The sequence below is a fragment of the Microbacterium murale genome, from assembly GCF_030815955.1.
Classification (GTDB): domain Bacteria; phylum Actinomycetota; class Actinomycetes; order Actinomycetales; family Microbacteriaceae; genus Microbacterium; species Microbacterium murale_A.
This window is the reverse complement of sequence record NZ_JAUSXK010000001.1, coordinates 1,632,571-1,652,503: the sequence shown is the minus strand read 5'-3', so window position 1 is coordinate 1,652,503 and position 19,933 is coordinate 1,632,571. Positions and strand designations below refer to the sequence as shown.

At 67.0% G+C, this 19,933-nt stretch carries 18 protein-coding genes and 1 pseudogene; 10 read left to right on the top strand and 9 right to left on the bottom strand.

The window, feature by feature from the left end; genetic code table 11:
* Positions 1 to 10: 10 nt before the first annotated feature.
* The 3 genes from QFZ46_RS08105 to QFZ46_RS08095 are packed head-to-tail and all read left to right on the top strand — an operon-like array spanning position 11 to position 3,638.
* The gene (locus QFZ46_RS08105) at positions 11 to 1,003 is read left to right on the top strand and encodes an ABC transporter permease (RefSeq protein ID WP_307360212.1); all 993 of its coding nucleotides are present in this window, start codon (positions 11 to 13) and stop codon (positions 1,001 to 1,003) included.
* Positions 1,000 to 2,862 (top strand): dipeptide/oligopeptide/nickel ABC transporter permease/ATP-binding protein, encoded by a 1,863-nt coding sequence (locus QFZ46_RS08100; RefSeq protein WP_307360210.1) that lies wholly within the window; start codon positions 1,000 to 1,002, stop codon positions 2,860 to 2,862. Before QFZ46_RS08105 ends, QFZ46_RS08100 begins: the two co-directional genes overlap by 4 nt.
* Before the next feature lie 23 nt (positions 2,863 to 2,885).
* Positions 2,886 to 3,638: an ABC transporter ATP-binding protein gene (locus tag QFZ46_RS08095; protein WP_307360207.1), complete on the top strand. Its 753-nt coding sequence runs from the start codon at positions 2,886 to 2,888 to the stop codon at positions 3,636 to 3,638.
* A gap of 13 nt (positions 3,639 to 3,651) precedes the next feature.
* On the opposite strand, the gene QFZ46_RS08090 is transcribed toward QFZ46_RS08095, so the two are convergent.
* From QFZ46_RS08090 to QFZ46_RS08080, 3 genes and pseudogenes are all read right to left on the bottom strand, one after another.
* Positions 3,652 to 5,562 (bottom strand): S9 family peptidase, encoded by a 1,911-nt coding sequence (locus tag QFZ46_RS08090; RefSeq protein ID WP_307360205.1) that lies wholly within the window; start codon positions 5,560 to 5,562, stop codon positions 3,652 to 3,654.
* Positions 5,559 to 6,684 (bottom strand): annotated as a pseudogene (gene menC / locus QFZ46_RS08085) (o-succinylbenzoate synthase). Before menC ends, QFZ46_RS08090 begins: the two are co-directional and overlap by 4 nt.
* A complete protein-coding gene (locus QFZ46_RS08080) occupies positions 6,681 to 7,544 on the bottom strand; it encodes a hypothetical protein (RefSeq protein ID WP_307360203.1) in 864 nt (287 codons plus the stop codon). Before QFZ46_RS08080 ends, menC begins: the two are co-directional and overlap by 4 nt.
* A gap of 209 nt (positions 7,545 to 7,753) precedes the next feature.
* Between QFZ46_RS08080 and QFZ46_RS08075 the strand changes: the two genes are divergently transcribed.
* The 6 genes from QFZ46_RS08075 to QFZ46_RS08045 all read left to right on the top strand — a co-directional run bounded on the left by QFZ46_RS08075 (position 7,754) and on the right by QFZ46_RS08045 (position 15,133).
* The gene (locus QFZ46_RS08075) at positions 7,754 to 8,635 is read left to right on the top strand and encodes a serine hydrolase (protein ID WP_307360200.1); all 882 of its coding nucleotides are present in this window, start codon (positions 7,754 to 7,756) and stop codon (positions 8,633 to 8,635) included.
* A 175-nt stretch (positions 8,636 to 8,810) separates the two neighbouring features.
* Positions 8,811 to 10,406: an ABC transporter substrate-binding protein gene (locus QFZ46_RS08070; protein WP_307360197.1), complete on the top strand. Its 1,596-nt coding sequence runs from the start codon at positions 8,811 to 8,813 to the stop codon at positions 10,404 to 10,406.
* A gap of 34 nt (positions 10,407 to 10,440) precedes the next feature.
* The gene (locus tag QFZ46_RS08065; protein ID WP_307360195.1) at positions 10,441 to 11,859 is read left to right on the top strand and encodes a serine hydrolase domain-containing protein; all 1,419 of its coding nucleotides are present in this window, start codon (positions 10,441 to 10,443) and stop codon (positions 11,857 to 11,859) included.
* 558 nt (positions 11,860 to 12,417) lie between these two features.
* Positions 12,418 to 13,332 carry an amidohydrolase family protein gene (locus tag QFZ46_RS08055; protein WP_307364537.1) on the top strand — a complete coding sequence of 305 codons (915 nt, stop codon included), beginning with the start codon at positions 12,418 to 12,420 and terminating at the stop codon, positions 13,330 to 13,332.
* Positions 13,329 to 14,486: a M20 family metallopeptidase gene (locus QFZ46_RS08050; RefSeq protein ID WP_307360192.1), complete on the top strand. Its 1,158-nt coding sequence runs from the start codon at positions 13,329 to 13,331 to the stop codon at positions 14,484 to 14,486. The genes QFZ46_RS08055 and QFZ46_RS08050 overlap by 4 nt, the downstream gene beginning before the upstream one ends.
* 53 nt (positions 14,487 to 14,539) lie before the next feature.
* Positions 14,540 to 15,133 carry a GNAT family N-acetyltransferase gene (locus QFZ46_RS08045; RefSeq protein WP_307360189.1) on the top strand — a complete coding sequence of 198 codons (594 nt, stop codon included), beginning with the start codon at positions 14,540 to 14,542 and terminating at the stop codon, positions 15,131 to 15,133.
* A gap of 9 nt (positions 15,134 to 15,142) precedes the next feature.
* On the opposite strand, the gene QFZ46_RS08040 is transcribed toward QFZ46_RS08045, so the two are convergent.
* Together QFZ46_RS08040 and QFZ46_RS08035 are read right to left on the bottom strand one after the other, a co-directional pair.
* On the bottom strand, positions 15,143 to 15,706 hold the full coding sequence (locus QFZ46_RS08040) for a dihydrofolate reductase family protein (protein WP_307360187.1): 564 nt from the start codon (positions 15,704 to 15,706) through the stop codon (positions 15,143 to 15,145).
* A 3-nt stretch (positions 15,707 to 15,709) separates the two neighbouring features.
* Complete coding sequence (locus tag QFZ46_RS08035) at positions 15,710 to 16,306, bottom strand: dihydrofolate reductase family protein (protein ID WP_307360185.1); 597 nt, start codon at positions 16,304 to 16,306, stop codon at positions 15,710 to 15,712.
* A gap of 90 nt (positions 16,307 to 16,396) precedes the next feature.
* Here QFZ46_RS08035 and QFZ46_RS08030 point away from each other — a divergent pair, with 90 nt between their 5' ends.
* Positions 16,397 to 16,897: a winged helix-turn-helix transcriptional regulator gene (locus QFZ46_RS08030; RefSeq protein ID WP_307360183.1), complete on the top strand. Its 501-nt coding sequence runs from the start codon at positions 16,397 to 16,399 to the stop codon at positions 16,895 to 16,897.
* On the opposite strand, the gene QFZ46_RS08025 is transcribed toward QFZ46_RS08030, so the two are convergent.
* From QFZ46_RS08025 to QFZ46_RS08010, 4 genes are all read right to left on the bottom strand, one after another.
* Positions 16,894 to 17,529, bottom strand: coding sequence for a hypothetical protein (locus tag QFZ46_RS08025; RefSeq protein WP_307360181.1), 636 nt, complete (start codon positions 17,527 to 17,529; stop codon positions 16,894 to 16,896). The two genes, QFZ46_RS08030 and QFZ46_RS08025, sit on opposite strands and share 4 nt — an antisense overlap.
* Before the next feature lie 166 nt (positions 17,530 to 17,695).
* Positions 17,696 to 18,166 (bottom strand): MogA/MoaB family molybdenum cofactor biosynthesis protein, encoded by a 471-nt coding sequence (locus tag QFZ46_RS08020; protein ID WP_307360179.1) that lies wholly within the window; start codon positions 18,164 to 18,166, stop codon positions 17,696 to 17,698.
* Positions 18,163 to 18,633, bottom strand: a complete 471-nt coding sequence (gene moaC / locus QFZ46_RS08015; RefSeq protein ID WP_307360177.1) for a cyclic pyranopterin monophosphate synthase MoaC — start codon at positions 18,631 to 18,633, stop codon at positions 18,163 to 18,165. The genes QFZ46_RS08020 and moaC overlap by 4 nt, the downstream gene beginning before the upstream one ends.
* The gene (locus QFZ46_RS08010) at positions 18,626 to 19,930 is read right to left on the bottom strand and encodes a molybdopterin molybdotransferase MoeA (protein WP_307360175.1); all 1,305 of its coding nucleotides are present in this window, start codon (positions 19,928 to 19,930) and stop codon (positions 18,626 to 18,628) included. The genes moaC and QFZ46_RS08010 overlap by 8 nt, the downstream gene beginning before the upstream one ends.
* Positions 19,931 to 19,933: the final 3 nt, after the last annotated feature.

Genomic DNA, 19,933 nt, shown 5'->3' with positions numbered 1-19,933 from the left:
CGAGGTGAGAGTGGCGTCCACGACGACAGTGCTGGCTCTGGCTCATACCCGACGCAGAAGCCCTTGGGTCTCGTACCTCCTGAGGCGGGGGCTCTATTTCCTGATCTCGCTGTTCGTGCTCGTGACCCTTGCCTTCCTGCTCGTGCAGTTGATCCCCGGCGACCCCGCCCGCGCCTCCGCGGGAGAGATGGCGTCGCCGGAGATCGTCGAGGCGCGTCGCACGGAGCTCGGTCTCGATCTGCCGATGATCGTGCAGTACTTCCGTTTCTGGGCGGGGCTGTTCACCGGTCAGCTCGGGGACTCGTTCATCTCCCGCACCCCGGTGATCGACATCATCGCGACTCGCGCACCTGCAACTCTCGAGCTGGCCCTCGCAGCGGTGGCGATCGTGCTCATCGTCGCGATTCCACTCGGGCTCGCGTTCGGCGCCCTGACCCGAGGTGATCGCCGGCCCTTCACCCAGACCGCCTTCACCGGGGTCACGGCCGTTCTCGCAGTGATACCGGAGTTCCTCGCCGGCATCATCCTCGTCTACCTGTTCGCGGTGAACATGCAACTGCTCCCCGTCGCGGGCCGATCGGACTTCGCGTCGTACATTCTGCCGGTCGTGGCACTGGCCATCGGACCGACGGCAGCGCTCACCCGCATCGTGCGGGCCGAGACCTTCACTGTGCTGGAGCAGGACTACGTGCGCACGGCCAGGGCGAAGCGCATGAGCGCTGCGCGGCTGTACGGGCGTCACGTCCTCCCGAACCTGCTCACCTCGACGTTGACGATCTCGGGACTCCTGCTCGGCGGGATGATCGCAGGCACGGTCCTCGTCGAGAACATCTTCGCGTGGCCCGGATTGGGCGGCACCATCGTCTCGTCCATCCAGGGCAAGGACTACCCCCTGGTGCAGGCGATCATCATCTTCTACGGCGCCGTCGTGCTGCTGATCAACCTGGTCGTCGACATTCTGCTCATCCTGCTAGACCCGCGAACGGCATTGGACAAGTCGTGAAGAAGACTCCTCAGAGGCTGCTCGCCGTCCTGCGCACTCCGCTGGGGGTCGTCGCTCTCGTCGCGTGCCTTCTCCTGGCGTTCCTCACGGTTTTCGGGCCGGCGATCTGGGGCGATGCGGCGGCGGTGTCGGATACGGAGCTGATCTCGAAAGGGCCGAGTCCTGACCATCTCTTCGGAACGGACGGAAGCGGCCGTGACATCCTGCTCCGCACGCTGGTGGCGACGCAGCTGTCGGTCGTGATGGCGCTCACCGCCACGATCGTGGGAGTGGTCGGAGGGGTGCTCCTCGGCCTGCTTCCCCTCATCATCGGAGGCAGGCTCGGGCGCTGGATCGTCGCCGCGATCAACATCGGCGTCGCCTTCCCGAGCCTGCTGCTGGCGATCGCGTTCTCGGTCATCCTCGGACAGAGCGGCACGGCGGCGACCTTCGCCATCGCGATCGCCATGGTGCCCAATTACGGCCGCTTCACCCACAACCTCGCTGCCTCCGTCTGGGGCAGGGACTACGTCTCGGCCGCGCGCGTGCTGGGTCTGCCCACCGCCCAGGCGGTGTTCCGACACGTGCTGCCGAACGTGCGTGACCCGCTGATGGTGAACGCTGCCATCAGCGCCGGCGGTGCCCTGGTCGCTTTCGCTGGACTGTCCTTCCTCGGACTCGGCATCCAGGTGCCCCAGTACGACTGGGGCAGGATGCTGAATGAGGGCATGACGCGCATCTTCGTCACTCCGGCGGCCGCCCTCGTCCCCGGCATCGCGATCATCCTCGCCGGTTTGACGTTCGTACTGCTCGGCGAGGTCCTCGGAAAGGCGCTCACCCCGTCGACGCATCGTCGACTCACTTCCCGGCTGCGCAGGAATGCACCGAAGGGCGAGGACGCCGGGTCGGTCTCGCCGATCGACGGCGGTGCGGTTCTCTCGGTACGAAATCTTCGCGTTGCGGCGCCCGGAGGCGAGGATGGATGGCAGCCGCTGGTGCACGGGGTCTCATTCGACGTCGGTCGGGGAGAGATCGTCGGCGTCGTAGGGGAATCTGGATCGGGTAAGAGCGTCACTCTCATGGCGGTCGCGGGACTGCTGGATTCACCGCTGCGCGTCGCGGCCGATGGCGCGCAGTTCGACGGTCAGCCCCTCACCCTCAAGACCGGTGCTCACGCCTCGTCGCTCGACCACCATCTCGGCAGACGTCTGGCCATGATCTTCCAGGACCCGATGTCGTCCCTCAATCCCGCACTGTCCGTCGGTTCGCAGGTCGCAGAACCCGGCATCCTTCACCTCGGGATGTCCCGAGCGGAGGCGAAGGCCGCGGCGATGGCACGCCTGGAAGCGGTCCGCATCCCCGATGTGGCGCGCCGCTACCGCCAGTATCCGCACGAGTACTCGGGGGGCATGCGGCAACGCGCGATGATCGCGATGGGACTGATGGGCACACCCGCGCTGATCCTGGCCGACGAGCCGACGACGGCTCTCGATGTCACGGTGCAGGCGGCGATTCTCGACCAATTGCGGCGCGTAAATGAGGAGTACTCCACGGCCATCGTGCTCGTGTCGCACGATATCGCCGTCGTCACGTCACTGTGCACGCGCGTTCTCGTGATGTACCGCGGCCGCCTGGTCGAGGACGTCACGACGGAGGACTTGAAGGCCGGGCGCGCGCGGCACCCGTACACGCAGGCGCTGCTGGCGACGGTGCCGACCATGTCGAGTCCGCGCGATCGGCCGATGGCGTCGATCCCCGAGGATGCCGACTTCACATCGGGCACGGGGTCGACGGGTATCGAGATCCTCAGAGCGGGCGAGGAACCCGACCTGATCGCCGAGTTCAGCAGCGCGGCATCACGAGAGGGGACGGCGTCGTGACCGAGCCTTTGACATTCGAGTCCGTGAGCATCACCTTCGGTCACGGCGCCTCGACGTTCACCGCTGTGAATGCCATCGACCTCACCGTGCATCCGGGGGAGATGCTCGGGCTCGTCGGCGAGTCGGGATCGGGAAAATCCACCCTTGCCCGCGCGACCGTCGGACTCGAAGAGCCCACCTCCGGACGCATCCGACTCGGTGAGACCGAGATCTCGCACGCCAGACGTGCGGCGGTGCGCGAGCGTCGCCGTGTGCAGATGATCTTTCAGGACCCGCAGTCGTGCTTCAACCCGCGACGCACGATCGGGCAGTCTCTTGATGAGGCGATCGTGCAGGCATCGCGGCGTGAAGGCACCCGCGCGGCGAACGCACGAGTGCGGCGGGACGAGATCTCGGACCTTCTCCGCGCTGTGGCGCTGCCGGCAGACACCTCAGAACGGATGCCGACACAGCTCTCCGGCGGACAACGTCAGCGCATTGCCATCGCACGTGCCGTCGCGGCGAAGCCCTCCGTGGTGCTCGCCGACGAGATCACATCCGCGCTGGACGTCTCGGTGCAGGGTGCCGTGCTCAACCTCCTTCGCGATCTTCAGCGCGATCTCGGGTTCTCGGTTCTCTTCATCAGCCACAACCTGGCCGTGGTCCGTGTCGTGTGCGACAGGGTCGCAGTGATGCGTCGTGGCGACCTCATCGAGGTCGGCGACACCCTCCAGGTGCTCGACCGACCCCGTGAGGACTACACCCGCGAACTGATCGCTGCTGTGCCCAGCCTCTGAGGCGCCGCAGCGGTCAGTCGAGGTGGCCGACGACCCAGTCGACGACGCGTCGGTTGTAGTCGGTCCTGTGCGCCAACGGGCCGTTCAGGATGAACAGGTGCGATCCGCCGGGATACACGACCATCTCGGTCTCCACATCATTGTCCCGCAGCCTGGCGTACCAGAGTTCGGCCTGTGCCAACGGGCAGCGCTGATCGTCCTGGCCATGGAGGATGAGAGTGGGCGTGGTCACCGCGTCGACGTACGTGACAGGGGAGAGGCGAACGGCGTTGCGGCTGCCGCCGATCTCGAGGTCGCGCAGGAAGCCGCCGAGGTCGCTGGACGCGTTCATCGCATGGTGATCGCATACGAGCCCGCCGGGCACCGCTGAGCGGAAGCGATCCGTGCGGCTCGTGAGCCAGCACGTCATGAAACCGCCGTAACTGTACCCGGTGACCGCGATCCGATCCGGGTCCGCGATGCCGTCGGCCACCAGCCGGTCGAGCGGCTCCAGGAAGTCCTTCTCGTCCGCCTCGCCCCACGCGTCGATCGCCGCTCGATAGAACGGTTCACCATAGCCGTCCGAGCCGCGCGGATTCAGGGTGAGCACGTTCCAACCCTGTGCCGCGAGCAACTGATGGTAGAGGTGCGCGGTGTCGGCGGTCCCGGTCCACGCGTTATGGGGACCGCCGTGGATATCGAGCAACGTGGGCGCGGGTCCGGTGGTGTCGTCTGCGCGCAGCAGCCACCCGTGCACCGTCGTGCCATCGGAGATCGTGAACCGCACGGGGCGTGTCGGAGCGAACGCGACATCCGGCACGGCATCCGCCAGATAATTGGTCAGGCGAACCGTTCCGCCCTCGACGAGGTCCACGAGGGCGAGCTCGCCAGGTGTGGTCGGATCGGACACCTTGATCGCGGCGAACCCGCCGCGTATCGAGAGAGCACTGATGACGCTCCCTTCCCCCGTGTCATGGTGGCGGATCTCGGAGGATGCGGGATCGATCGAGAGGAGGATGCTCTGCCCTCCGTCCCGCACGCAGAAGAAGAGCCTTCCCTCAGGACCGAAGGCAGGCTTTCCACCCGGATACCCTGGGCCTCCGCCCATGACGTTGCGATCCACATCTCCGGTCATGACGGTCGCCGCACCGCCGGCCAGATCCAGGCGCACAAGACGATTCACGCCGACCCGAACCTCCAGGTCGCCGATCGCGATCACCGAGGTGCCGTCTGGCGTCCAGACGAGGGGTCCACCGACTCCCGTCGCGGCGAAGGGGAACCGTGCCGAATCCTGCATCGTCTCCGTGTCGACCAGGCCGACCCGGAGGGCGAAGCGATGTCCCTCCACACCGGTGGAGATCTGGGTGAACGCCAGCATGGATCCGTCTGGCGACCAGGCGGGGTCACCGCACTGGCCGTCGGAGCGCACGCGCACGGCGTCGCCCCCGGCGATGGCGATGACGTGCACTTGAGCGCGGGCCGTGCCCACCCAGCCCAATCCATCGACCTTGTGAACGGGGTCACCACTGATCACCAGCGGCGGGGCCGGACTCCCCGCAGCGTCATCCACCAGCGCCACGAAGGCGATGCGCGAGCCGTCCGGAGAGAACTCCGGTGCACCGACGACCATCAGGTCGCGTGTCAGCCGCACAGGGTCACCACCGCTGAGGGGTACGACATGGATCGACGGCGTGCCGTCGACCTTCCGCACGAACGCCACGGACGTTCCATCGGGAGACACCGCAGGTGCCGTGTCGAGAGAGCCGGACGTCAGTCGAATCGCGTCGCCGCGGGCTTCGGTCGCGACGCTCCACAGCTCTGACCGGGCGTCGCCGTCATCGTGGCGGTTCAGCGCGTACACGACGCGCGTCGCATCCGGGGTGAGCACGGGGCTCGCCGGCTCCGCGAGGGCGGAGAGATCCTGAAGGGTTGGTGGGCGCATCATCGGGTGACCTCCACGAGCTGTGTGCGGAACCGCTCCAAGTGGTCCTCGTCGATGTCGACCCCGAACCCTGGACCGTTCGGCACGTCGACGACCCCGTCGTGCATGCGCAGCGGTTCGGTGACGATGTCCTCGCGGAAGAAGCGGTCCGATCCGGAGATGTCACCGGGGAGCGTGAAGCCGGGGAGAGCGGCGAGTGCGGCATTCGCGGCCCTTCCGATGCCGGTCTCGAGCATGCCGCCGCACCAGACGGCGATGCCGTGCGCCCGCGCGAGGTCGTGGATGCGCCTCGCCTCGAGATAGCCGCCGACGCGGCCGGGCTTGATGTTGATCACCGATGTCGCCCCCAGAGAGATCGCATCGGCGGCGGCCTCGGCCGACACGATCGATTCGTCCAGACAGATCGGCGTGGTCATCAGAGCGGCGAGCTGCGCGTGCTGACGGATGTCGGCCCTCGCCCAGCGGCTGCTCGATGAGCAGCAGTCCGTAGTCGTCGAGGCGACGCAGGTGGGCGGCGTCGACGAGCGTGTACGCGGCGTTGGCGTCGACCTGGAACAGCAGATCGTCGCCGAACTCACGACGCACGGCCGCGACGTGCGCGATGTCCGCCCCCGGCTGGATCTTGAGCTTGATTCTCGCGTACCCCTGTTCGAGGTAACCGCCGATCACGCCCAGAGTTTCGGTGACGGAGTCCTGGATGCCGACGGAGACGCCGGACGGAACAGTGCTGCTCACCGCACCGAGGTAAGAGGCGAACGAACGGTTCTCGGCGCGGAGCTGGGCGTCGAGGATCGCCATCTCCACCGATGCCTTCGCCATGGGGTTTCCGATGACCTTGCGGAGGTGGTGGAACACGGTCTCGGCGGTGAGGTGTTCCATGTCGAAAAGGAGCGGCGCGATCCATCGCTCCACGACATCCGCCGACCCGTCCAGGTACTCCGCGGAGTAGTAAGGCCGGTCCAGGGCGACGTTCTCACCCCATCCGGTGATCACATCGCCGGCGTCGGTCTCGAGCTGAGCCTCGACGAGGAAGCAGCGCTTGTGCGTCTGGGTCATGAACGACGTGGTGAACGGGGAGACGAGGGGGATCTCGAGGTGGTGAAGGCGCAGGCCGAGGAGTTTCATGACGTCCTTTCGCGGTGGAGCACGTACTGGCATGAGCGGGTGAAGTCTGTGATGATCCAGCCGTTGACGAGGAGGTCGTCGAGCGCGTCGCGCGTGCTCGCACGCCACCGGCGTGCCAGGTCGGGATCCGTGCGACGCATCTCCTCGATCTCACGGGGGATCGCGATCAGCGTCGTGTTCGTGTCGCGGGGAGGAGGGCTGTACGCAGACGGCGCTCCCGCGAGGTTCTCGATCGCGGAGTGGGAACCCCGGCCCGGATCGACCAGGGGCGCGCCCGCTTCCGGTGGGGTGGTGGTCAGATCCCAGCGGATCAGCATGCGGTCCGATCCCTGGCCTGCATTGATGGCGTCGACCATCTCACCGTAGAAGCCGGCGTAGTAATGCACTGCACGCGCGCCGAGCCGCCGGATGTTGAAGTATGCATTCCGCGCCACCAGCGGATCGTATGTCCAGGTCATCGTGTCGATGCCGTGCTCCAGGCACCAGGCGCGCTGATAGAGCTTCACCGCACGTCCGAGCCCGCGGCCGGTGGCGGAGGGGAGAAGGCCCACGATGTGGGAATGGAAGGGAGTGCCGGGCGGCCCGCAGAAACCTGCCGCTGCCCCGATCGGCTCACCGTCAGCGGTTGCGACGGTGACGAGATTGCCGGCGTGCGCGATCGCCACGAGCATCGCGGGATCGATCATCTCGGTGCCGTGCCTGCCCCAGATGGTGCTGAGCACTTCGGCCGCGCGCCGTGCGGCATCGGGTTCGTGTGCGTCGTGCATGATGAGCCCTGCAGCGGCACAGGCCTGATCTGCGAGTCTCCATGCCGCGGCCGCGGCGGGTGCAGCGAGCGTCGAACCGGCGGACGGCTTCATCCACGGCCCCTTTCAGTCGGTGGTATCAGCGTCTCGGTTCGAACGGGCCAGTGCTTCGTTCATGCGGATCATGCGGAAGGCCTCGGCTTGTCCGACGCGACAAGCCCGGCCGGTGCGAAGAGCGGCGCTGTGCGCGACGACGAAGATCGCGCGTGCACACTGTGACGATCGCCGAAGCAGACGCGCTCACGGGCGCGGAAGCTTGCAGGATGACATTGCGGCAGGTGGTCGAGGAGATCGAAGCATCGACAGGGTTGCGCGCCTACGTGCACGCGCAGGAGTTCGATGGCGGCGAGGTGGGGGTGCGCCCAGACGATTCCGTCGTCGCGGCGAGCGTGTTCAAAGTGCCCGTCCTCGTTGAAGCCTGCCGGCAGATGGCAGCCGGTGAGCTCGACGCGACGCGGATGATCGAACTGGCTCCTGAGGATTTTCCGGTGATGGGTTCGACGGGGATCGCGGCCTTCGTCGATCCCGTCTCGATCTCGCTGCGTGACCTGTGCCTGTCGATGATGTCGGTGTCGGACAATCGTGCGACCGATGTCGTGATGGATGCTGTCGGTCTCGATCGCATCAATGAGATGCTGCGCGGTCTCGGTTTGACGAGGACGGTTCTCGAGGGCGACTGTGCGGCGTTGTTCGCGACGATCAGCGATGATCTCGGCATGGGGACCGGCACCGAGTTCGACCTGCTCGCGCGGGGCGAGGAGGCGCTCCTCGGCGCGCGAGCTCTGGACGCGGAGCGGACCAATCGCACGACGCCCCGCGAGACGTCCCAGTTGCTGGGCCGCATCTGGACGGAAGACGGAATTGCGCCTGAAGCCTGCGCGGAGGCGCGCCGCATCCTGCGCCTTCAGGTCTGGCCGCACCGACTGCGCAGCGGCTTCCCTGACGATGAGATCCTGGTGAGCGGAAAGACGGGGACGCTCCCGTTCGTTCGCAACGAAGCCGCCGTCGTCGAGTACCCCGACGGTGCACGCTACGCCGTGTCCGTGTTCCTGAGGACCCCGAGCCCCGCGACGGTCTCGCCGCGCTTCGACCGCGCGATCGGCGAGATCGCAGCGGCCGCCGTCGCCGAGCTCCGCTCGGCCTGACGATCGGACTCACCATGACCGACGCGTACCTTCGTCTCCGGCTGTCGGCTGTCGGTTCGTCCAACCGAGATTGTCACGTTCGGTCGTATTCGACGATGCCGCCCGGCTCCGGGCGCGCCAGAGTGCGAGCATCCCTTCACCCGACTCCGTGCATCACAAACCCTGGAGGACCTTCATGAAGAAGAAGCTGCTTCTGAGCGCCGCCGCTTTGGCCGTGGCGACTCTCGCACTCAGCGCGTGCACCGGTGCCGGTGGCGGGCCCGGCGGAGACGCCGGAGAGCCGGTCATCGACGGCACGCTCACCGTGGCGCTGAACGAGGACCCGGGCAATCTGCTCCGGCACGTAAACTCCAGCGCGACGCTCAGTTACGTGTATCCGTGGGCCTACGAAGCGCCCGTCTACTTCGACGCGGACGGCCAGGCGCAGGGCTGGCTGGCCGAGTCCTGGGAGGAGACGCCCACGTCGCTGCAGTTCACGATCAAGGAGGGCGTGAAGTGCGAGGACGGAAGCGACCTGACGGCGGAGACCGTGGCGAACAACTACCGCTGGATCCTCGACCCCGCCAACGGGTCGAGCTTCGTCGGGCTCGTGATCCCGCCCGACGCCGTCATCGAGCACGACGAAGCGGCCAGGACGGTGACGCTCACCACCGAGACACCGAACTCGTTCCTGCTTCCCTCGATCGGAATTCATCCCATCTACTGCCAAGGGGCGCTGGATGACCCGGACAGCGTGGCATCGGCCACGAACGGCACCGGTCTTTACAAGCTCACCGAGGCCGTGCAGGGCGATCACTACACGTTCGAGCGGAAGGACGATTACGACTGGGCGCCCGAGGGCGGCGTCGACGGCTCGACACCCGGCGCCCCGAAGAGCGTCGTGCTGCGCATCATCGAGAACCCGAGCACCCGTGCGAATCTCCTGCTCTCCGGCGAACTGAATGTGAGCGCGGTTCAGGGCCCGGATGAGGATCGGGTCGCTGCGTCCGCAGATGCCATCATCGAATGGCCTCTCGTCACAGGAGGCTTCGCGTATAGCCAGGCCGAAGGTCAGGCGACCGCTGACGAGCAGGTGCGGATCGCGTTGACGAAGGCGCTCGATCTCGACGCGCTGATGCGAGTGCAGACGGCTGACAAGGGTGAACGCGCGACGCGCCTCGCAGTACTGGCGCCGCAGATCTGCCAGTACGACGCAGCCACCACGAACCTCCCGTCGTACGACCCGGAAGAAGCGGCCGCGATGCTCGATGAGCTCGGCTGGACGGTCGGCGCTGACGGCACACGCGAGAAGGACGGCGAGAAGCTCACGTTGAACTTCGCATGGAACACGCGCTGGCCCGAGACGTCAGCGACGGCGGAGATGATCGCCCAGCAATGGGGTGAGATCGGTGTCGAGGTCGCGCAGGAGGGCTCGGACTACGCGATCTTCAACGAGAAGATCCGCGCAGAGAATGCCGCGTCCGACCTCGACGTCATCTGGATCGCCTCGAACTACTCCGTGCCCAGCGTGCTCACCGCCTTCCTCTCGGGCCCGACTCCGCCCACAGGAAACAACTTCGCGGCCATATCGAACCCTGACTTCGACGCCCTTGTCGCCGAGACCACGCAGTTCACGGGAGCGGATGCCTGCGGCGCATGGGAGGACGCGGAGGCCGAGATGTATGCCTCCGCTGACTATGTGCCCTTCGCCATGCGACCGGACGTCACCTACGCCAACGGCGTCGAGGCGAAGATCCCCGACATGTACTCGTCATTCATCCTGGTGGACTGACAGCACTTCGCAGACAAAGAGATCGGAGAACCTGATGACACCTCTTTCACCGACGGCATTCGATCCGGCGCCCTGGGATCACCTTCTCGCTGAGATCGCTCGGCGTCACCACGTGCCGGGAATCGTTGCCGGCGTGCTGAGCATCGATGAGGAGACGGGACGTGAGAGCCGCCTCGTCGCTCGCACCGGCGTGACCAACAACCGGACGGGCGTCGCCACGGATCGGGACACCGTGTGTCAGGTCGGCTCCATCACGAAGGTGGCCACCGCCACCATGATCATGCAGCTCCGGGAGGAGGGAAAGCTCGACCTCGACACGCCGGTACTCGATCTGCTCCCCGGCGTCGAGCTGGACTCACCCCATGCGTCGGAACTCACCGTGAAGCATCTGATCACCCACACCTCGGGGATCGACGGCGACCTCTTCACCGACACCGGTCGCGGCGACGACTGCGTAGAGAAGTACGTCGCGACGCTGAAATCGGCCGATGCGCTGTTCGCCCCGTCCGCCGGCTGGTCGTACTGCAACTCAGGCTTCGTTCTGGCGGGTCGCATCATCGAGGTCCTGGACGGCCGCACATGGGACGCATCCCTGCGTGCGCGGATCACCGGACGCCTCGAGCTCGACACCTTCCTGACCCTCCCGGAGGAGGTCATGGCCCATCGGTACCAGCACGGTCACGTGCGGGCTCCAGGGACCTCGTCCTGGGTGCCGGCTCCTGTCTCTTCGATCACACGCTCGATGGGGCCGGCCGGACTCATCTCGAGCACGGTCGACGATCTCCTGTCGTTCGGCGGCGCCTTCGTGCGCGGCGGTCGGACGCGCGACGGCGCACGTCTGGTCAGCGACGAGACGGTCGAGATGATGACGCAGTCGCAGTGGGCGCTCGACCCGGCGGCAGCCGCGACGGCACCGGAGTGGGGCCTGGGCTGGATGCTGGACGACTGGGGCGGTCATCGCATGTTCTGGCACGGTGGAACGACGATCGGGAACAACGCCTGGCTGCAGGTGCTGCCTGACGACGGGCTGGTGTTCGTCGTGTTCTGCAACGGCGGTGTCGCTCCGTATGCTGCCGCGGAGGTGTACGAGGCCTTCGCCCGAGAGTTCTCGGATGCTGTCCCCACGTCGACGAGGCGGCCGTCAGGACCAGCCGCGGACGCCGTCCTCGACGAGTCGTGGCTGGGGACGTACGCCGATGCATCGACGTCCCTCGTCGTGGAGCGCGCCGACGACGGTGGGGTTCAGGCCACCGTGGTCGTCACCGGCGTCGCGGCGCCCCCCGAGCCGCCGAAGCCGTTCGCGCTGTTTCCTCGTTCGGAACCGGATCAGTTCGTCGGTCGCCCCGACCCACTGACGCCATGGGCGCCGGTGTCGTTCACGACCATTGAAGACCGTCCCGTCGCGTACGTCGGCATTCGTGCTCTGCCGCGGTGTGAGCAGGCGGCGTCATGACACCGTTGCTTCTGAGGGGCGGCCGTGTCATCGATCCGGGCAGCGGACTCGATCAGGCATCCGACGTCCTGGTCGAGGACGGCAGGATCGCGGCGATCGGCTCGGGCCTGGAACGAGAGGGTGCCCGTGTCGTCGACGTCACCGGCATGATCGTCGGCCCAGGGTTCGTCGACCTGCACAGTCACGTGAACAGCGTCGCCGGTCAGCGTCTTCAGGCGATGGACGGGGTGACGACCGCGCTGGAGCTGGAGGCGGGCCTGCTGCCAGTGGAGCGCGCGTACACCAGGGCTCTCGAGGAGGGACGTCCGATCAACTTCGGCTTCTCGGCATCCTGGGGCATGGCGCGGGCTGAGGTGCTGGCGGGGCGGGATGCGGATGCGGACTTCGTCGGCGGCCTGTCGATTCTGGCCGATCCCGCGTGGCAACAGGACTCGTCGCCCGCTCAACTCACCGCATGGCTCTCCCGATTGGAGAGGGAATTGAGTGACGGCGCCCTCGGCATCGGCATCCTGCAGGGATACGCACCACGGACTGATCCTGCGGAGTACCGGGCCGTCAATGAGCTCGCCGCCAGGGCCGGAGCGCCGACGTTCACGCACGTACGGGAGATCGTCGAGGCGGACCCGAGCACCCCCATCGACGGGACCGTCGAGGGCCGCGCAGATGGCCATGGAATTCGGTGGTCAGGTTCATCACTGCCACGTCAACAGCACGTCCCGCCGTCACATCGATCGGGTTCTGCAGACCATCGACGATGCACGAGCGGGCGGTGCGACCATCACAGTCGAGGCGTATCCATATGGTGCGGGCAGTACCGGGATCGGTGCTGCCTTCCTCGCGCCGGAGCGATTGCCGGTGTGGGGACTCTCTCCGAGCAACATCGTGATCGTCGCCACGGGCGAGCGCATCCGGGATGAGGCGCATCTGCGTCACGTCCGCAGCACCGACCCCGGCGCGGCGTGCATCGTCGAATTCCTCGACGAGGAGAATCCGGCCGACAGGGCGTTGCTGGAGAGATCGCTCGGTTTCCCCGACAGCATCGTCGCCTCCGACGCGATGCACGTGACATGGCCGGATGGATCTACGGAGAGCAGGGAATGGCCGCTGCCCGCCGGGGGAATGACCCACCCGCGCACCGCAGGCACGTTCGCCCGTTCGCTGCGGACGATGGTTCGTGAGCGCGGGGCATGGACGTGGGCTGAGGCCTTCCGGCGCTGCAGCTATCTCCCTGCCCGTGTGCTCGATCTCGTCGCTCCCGCCTTCAGGGACAAGGGGCACCTCGGGGTGGGCGCGGATGCCGACATCGTCGTGATCGACCCTGAGCGCGTCACCGACCTGGCGACGTACTTCGATTCGACGAGACCGTCCGTGGGCATCGAGCAACTCCTGGTCAGGGGAGAGTTCGTTGTCCGTGACGGCGACATCGTCTTGGACGCGTACCCCGGCCGCGGACTGCGGGGCCAGGTCCGGTGAGCACCGGGCCGGTCGAGTGGGCCGAAGCCGCGCTTCCGGCGATGCTGGATGACATCGAGCGGCTCGTCCGATGCGAGTCGCCGTCGGCCGATCTCGACGCCGTAGCGCGATCGGCGGAAGTCGTCGCGCTGATCGGCGCGAAACGCCTCGGCACACTGCCGGAGCGCGTCGAGGTGGACGGCTGCACGCATCTGCGATGGAGGCTCGGATCCTTGGATGCGGGTGCACCGCGCGTGCTCGTCCTCGCGCATCACGACACGGTCTGGCCAGTCGGATCGCTCGCAACCCATCCGTTCTCGGTGCAGGACGGCATCCTCCGTGGCCCCGGATGCTTCGACATGCTCACCGGGCTGGTCATGGCAGTCCATGCGCTCAGCGCACTCGGTCTTCGACCCGATGGGCAAGGGTCGGTGACCCTGCTGGTGACCGGCGACGAGGAGATGGGTTCTCCGTCGTCGAGGCTCCTCATCGAGGAGGAGGCGCGCGGCTGCCGAGCCGCTCTGGTGCTCGAGGCGTCGGGAGACGGCGGCGCGCTGAAGGTCGGTCGCAAGGGTGTCTCGCTCTACCGCGTCCAGATCGACGGCCGCGCCGCGCACGCCGGCCTGGAGCCGGAGAAGGGCATCAACGCAACGGTCGAACTCGCCCATCAGGTGCTGGCGGTCGCCGGTCTCGGCGACGAGGCCATGCGCTCGACCGTCACTCCGACCGTCGCCTCCTCCGGCAGCACGACCAATACCGTGGCCGCCCATGCGGAGTTCAGTGTCGATGCGCGTGCGTTCAGCCTCGTGGAGCAGGAGCGGGTGGACCGCGCCATTCGAGGGCTCACGTCCGAGACGGGCGCACTGATCACGGTGCACGGCGGGATCAACCGTCCTCCGCTCGACCCGTCGGCGGCAGAACCTCTTCTGACCAGGGCGCAGGCAATTGCGGCACGCCACGGCCTGCCGCAACCCGTGGGCATCGTCGTCGGCGGCGCATCCGACGGCAACTTCACGGCCGGGATGGGCGTGCCCACGTTGGACGGGCTCGGCGCGGTCGGCGGTGGTGCGCACGCCGACCACGAACACGTGATCGTCGGGGAGATCCCGCCGCGTACCGCTCTCCTGGCGGAGTTGATCCGCGACCTCATCGCGCAGGAACGCGATGCCACCTGAGGATCTGGGCTTCTCATCGTCGTGGGGTCACTGGTCCATGCCAGTATGAACGAGTGCCGACCATCCGTCGATTTCGAGAATCCGACCGTTCCGATGTCGCGGAGATCTGTCTGAAGACCGGGAACGGCGGCGCCGATGCCACCGGCATGCACGGCAGCGACGACCTGCTGGCCGACATCTTCGCGTTGCCGTACGTCGATTTCGAGCCGGAGCTGACGTTCGTCGTCGACACCGGCACCAGGGCGTCGGGCTATGTGGTCGCCGCCGCCGACACTCGTGCTTTCGTCGACCGCTATCGCCGTGAGTGGTTGCCCGCGTTCGAGCGGAAGTACGCGCGTCTCGCACCATCCGCCATCCTCGAGATGGGGCGCGATCCGGAGCGGATGATGATCGCCGAACTGGACGAGTATCCGGCGCATCTGCACATCGATCTCCTGCCAGAACTCCAAGGTCAGGGCGTCGGACGCGGGTTGATCCGCGCGCTGCTCGCTGCACTGCACGGGCGAGGAGTACCGGGTGTGCACCTCGGGGTCTCGCCGCAGAACACCGGCGCCCGGGCCTTCTATCACCGGCTCGGATTTCGTCCGTTGCCGTCGGATTCCGGCGCAGGCAGTCTGCTCGGCATTCGCACCGACGCCGTCGTATAGCTCCGGCCGTCAGTTGCGTTTCGGTCGGTACGTGCGCCCGAAACTCCGCTCCGCGCCCTCGTAGATCTCGACGAGCTCCCAGTCGTAGCGGCGCCCGCCGGGAACGTCGAAGATGCGGATGCCGTCACCGAGGAACACCGGAGCGACGAAGACCTGCAACTCGTCGATGAGATCGTGCTGCAGTGCCTGGCGCGCGATGTCCGCGCTGATGATCTGCACGTCCTCGTCGCCGGCGATCTCCTTCGCCCGGCGGATGGCCTCGACGACGTCGACGTTGAGCGGAACGATCGTCGGATCGTCTGCGATCTCCTCCGGTCGGTGCGTGAGGATGAACTCGGTTCCCGACCACGCGCCGCCGTACGCTTCGGAGGTCATCTCGTCGCGCTCATCCCGCTGCGCTTTCGCGGCGTCATAGCCGGATCTGCCGGAGATGATCACCCCCACCCTGCCGGCCATGCTCGCCGTCATGCCCTCCGGCATCGGGTCCGACGCCGACAGCCAGCTCATGTCGTGATCGGGGCCGGCGATGAAGCCGTCGATCGAACAGGTGAATCCCCACGCGACCTTGGCCATGACTCAACTGATCCGATAGGTGATGTGCGTGGCGAGCGCCGACGCCCGAGCGGACACGATGCTCACCGTTCGGGCGGGGACGTCAAGCAGGAGACGCTCTCCTTCGCCGAGGATCACTGGTGCGATATGTGTGCGCAGCTCATCGATCGATCCGGCCCTGAGGTACTGATTGACGGTGGATGCTCCGCCCGCGATCGACACCCGCCCTTCGGGCCCGGCCGCCGCTTTAGCCTGCTCGAGGGCGGCATCGATGCCCTCGTTGACGAATGTGAACGTCGTGCCCCCGTCCATCACGAGAGGTTCGCGCTTGTGGTGGCTGAGCACGAAGACCGGCCCGTGATACGGAGGGTTCGGTCCCCACCACCCAGCCCAGTTCGGGTCGAGCTCGCCACGGTCTGGGCCGAACATGTTGCGCCCCATCACAAACGCCTCGGCGGTGGCGACCGCCGCGATCTCGGCGGCATTCGACTCGGGCTCCTCGAACATCCAACGGTGCAGCTCCTGTACCGGCCCATCACCGAAGGGCTTCTGGGCTGTCTGGCCCAAGCCCGCCGCGAACCCGTCGATGGAGATCGTGATGTCACTGAATACGTACGTCATGCCAGCCCCTGACCACTTGTGTTCTGCAATTGGATTGAGAGTAACCATAACCAGTGGTAGATTGCAAGTGGTTTACGAAAGGACCCTGCAGTGGACGCGCACCGATCCGGATGCCCGATCAACCTCTCCCTCGAGGTTTTCGGCGATAGATGGTCGCTGCTCGTGCTTCGCGACATCATGTTCGGAAACCGCCGGCACTTCGGAGAACTGCTTGCGAACTCGGATGAGCACATCGCCAGCAACATCCTCGCGAACAGGCTCGCTCGGCTCGTCGACTTGGGCATGCTCTCCCGTGCCGCGGATCCCTCCCACAAGCAGAAGGTGATCTACAGCCTTACAGAGCCGTCGATTCAGCTCGTGCCGGTGTTCGCCCACCTCGGCGCCTGGGGCCGGCGTCACCTTCCGGTCTCGCCCGAGCTCGCCATCCGCGCAGAGCTGCTCGAGAACGGCGGTCCCGACCTCTGGGACGCGTTCATGGATGAGCTCAGGGAACTGCACCTGGGAATCCCGAGCGCCGCCGGCGCCGGCAGCGTGCTCGGCGCTCTCACGGCAGCGTATCTCGAGGAGCTCGAGCGCTCGGGTGCTGCCTAGTCATCACCGTCGAAGAGGCCGCCGTCGAGTATCCAGTTGTAGCGCATGCGAAGAGCCCGCTCGGTGCTCGCCACGAGCCCCGCGACGACCAGTGAGATGTTCGCCCACGCCGGAAGATGGAACGGGCTGACGAAAGTGCCGACAGCGTCGGCGACGGGAGGAATCCGTGTGATGTCTTCGACTATCTGCGGCACACCGAGCACGAGTGCGATCAAGAGCACCACCACCGACACGACGCCGATGGCGCGACTCATGGTCGGACGGGTCTGATCGAGGCGAGCGCGTCGCCCCTCGGCAGAGGCGGGGTCAGGTACGAGCATCCGAGCTTTCCCGTCGTCGGTGACGTAGTGACAGCGCTTGAGACCGTAGTTGCTCGTGGCCACTTCGATGGTGCCACCTGGGATGCGGAACGCCGCGGGAAGCTTGGAGCGGGACTGGTTGCGTCCGTCGAGGTAGAGCAGGGCCCACACCTCTCCGTTCGAGTCGCCACCATGGCGGACATCGACCGACCAGACTTCCGGTGCACCGGCGACGCCGTCGAGACGCAGATGGAACAGCGAGCGGGAGAACAGCTGCCACCAGCGGTAGCGCTGCAGCGGGTGATCGTCTCCTGGCTTGGCCCTGCGCACCATTCGTCTTCCCCGTTCGGCGTCCGTCAGATCGACGCTACAAGCGGTTCGCAAGGCGAAGAAGTGCAAAACCGTCCCCTATTGGCATGACATTGGTCACGGTCTTCGGCCGGCGGACTCGTCCGGTCGAAGACGGTCGGTGCCGCAGGTCACATGGGTTTCAGTGCGCTCAGTGGTCCCCACCGGCGATCTGGTCGAGCAGATGGTCGAGCACACCTTCGAGCACGGCGAGGCCGTCGCGCACGCCACCGCTGGAGCCAGGCAGGTTCATCACGAGCGTGGCGCCGGCGACGCCGGCGACCGCTCTGCTGAGGATCGCGGCGGGCGCGGCCTCCGCACCGCGTCGACGCACCTCCTCGGCGATTCCCGGCAGTTCCATGTCCAGCAGAGCCCTCGTCGCCTCCGGGGTGCGGTCATCGGGCGAGACGCCGGTGCCGCCCGTCGTGAGGAGCAGATCCGGATGCTGCGCGAGCAGTTCCGCGAGCGACTCTGCGATCGCGGCATCCGGAACGACGACCGGCCCCACCAGTTCGAATCCGCGAGAGCGCAGCCATTCGGCGATCACTGGCCCGGTGCGATCCTCGTATGCGCCCGCTGCCGCGCGGGTCGAAGCGACGAGAACCGCAGCCGTCCGAGTCATTCGCGAGACCAGTCGCCGCTCTTGCCGCCCGACTTCGAGAGCACGAGCACGTCGGTGATCACGGCGCGGTTGTCGACGGCCTTGATCATGTCGTAGAGGGTGAGCGCCGCGACGCTCGCCGCGGTCAGCGCCTCCATCTCGACGCCGGTGACACCGTTCGTCACGGCGGTCGCGAGGATCCGCACCCGGTCGCCCTGCGGCTCGAGGTCGACGGAGAGCTTGGTCAGTGGCAGAGGGTGGCAGAGCGGAATCAGGTTCGACGTCTGCTTCGCGCCCATGATGCCCGCCAGCCGCGCCGTTCCGAGGGCCTCGCCCTTGGGCAGCGATCCGTCGGCGATCTTCGCCACGACGTCTTCGGTCGTGATGAGTACCGCCTGCGCGCGCGCTTCGCGCCGTGTGACTGCCTTGTCGGTGACGTCGACCATGTGCGCCGAGCCGTCAGAACGCAGATGCGTCAGGTCACTCATCGATTCTCCATACCTCGACCTCAGCGCCGGCCGGGAGCGCCGCGACACTGATCGGAACATGCACCAGGACCGTCGCCCGCGCGTAGTCATGCAGCAGATGCGATCCGGGAGCCCCCACCTCGACGCTACCGTCTGCACGGAGCCTTCCGCGACGGATCTGATGCTTGTCCTGAGGCGAGCTGAGCGCTTCGGCCAGTGCGGCGCGGTGCATACGACGAGAGGGAGCCAGGCCCGCAGCAGCCCGCAGCACCGGGCGCAGGAACATCTCGAATGACAGCAGCGCCGAGACGGGATTTCCGGGGAACGCGATCACCGGCACCACGCGCTCCACCTCGCCCATGAGCACCCGTGCAGCACCGAGGCCCTGCGGGCCACCCGGCTGCATCGCGACCTTCCCGAAGCGCACGCCGGCCGGCTCCAGAGCGTCGCGCACCACCTCGAAAGCACCGGCGCTGACCCCGCCGGTGGTGACGATCACGTCGATATCCGGATGCTGCGCTATCGCGTCGAGCACGGCTGGGGCATCGTCAGGAGCGAAGGCGCAGTGCACCATGGCCCCCGCCTCCTCCATGGCGGCCGTGAGCGAGGCGGTGTTCGCATCGTAGATCTGCCCGGGCTGCAGTGCATCGCCTGGTGCGCGCAGCTCGTGTCCGGTGGAGAGCAGCAGCACGACGGGACGCGCGCACACCCGCACCTCGGTGACTCCGGCGGAGGCGAGTGACCCCAATTGGGCGGGGCCGAGCCGAGTGCCGGCGGGCAGGATCATCGACCCTTCGGCGAGGTCGGCGCCCGCTTCGCGCACGAAGGCGCCGGGTTCGACGGTGGCGTGAAAGCCCACGGTGGTATCTGCGGGACTCTCGGGTTGGTCATCGCCACCGGCGTCGTTGCCGATCCCGATGAACCGCGGAGGGTCGGCGAGTTCGATCGGCACGACGGCGTCGGCCCCTGAGGGGATCGGCGCGCCCGTCATCACCGGAGCTGCGGTGCCGGCGATGTGCGCGTGCACGGCGTCACCGGCAGCACTCGTCTCGCCGATGCGCAGACGCACCGGCGAATCGGCAGTCGCGGATGCCAGATCAGCGGCGCGAACGGCGTACCCGTCCATCTGCGAGTTGGTGAACGGTGGCACCGTGATCGGGCTGAGCACATCCACCGACAGCACGCGACCCGCCGCGGCACCGGGCGTCAGAGTGACCAGTTCGGCGCGCGCCTCATCGGCGAGTCGCTCGAGCACCGGAGCGAGCAGCGTGGAGACGGCGTCGGCGTGCTCGGCGGGGGTGGTCGGATTCGAGGTCATGGG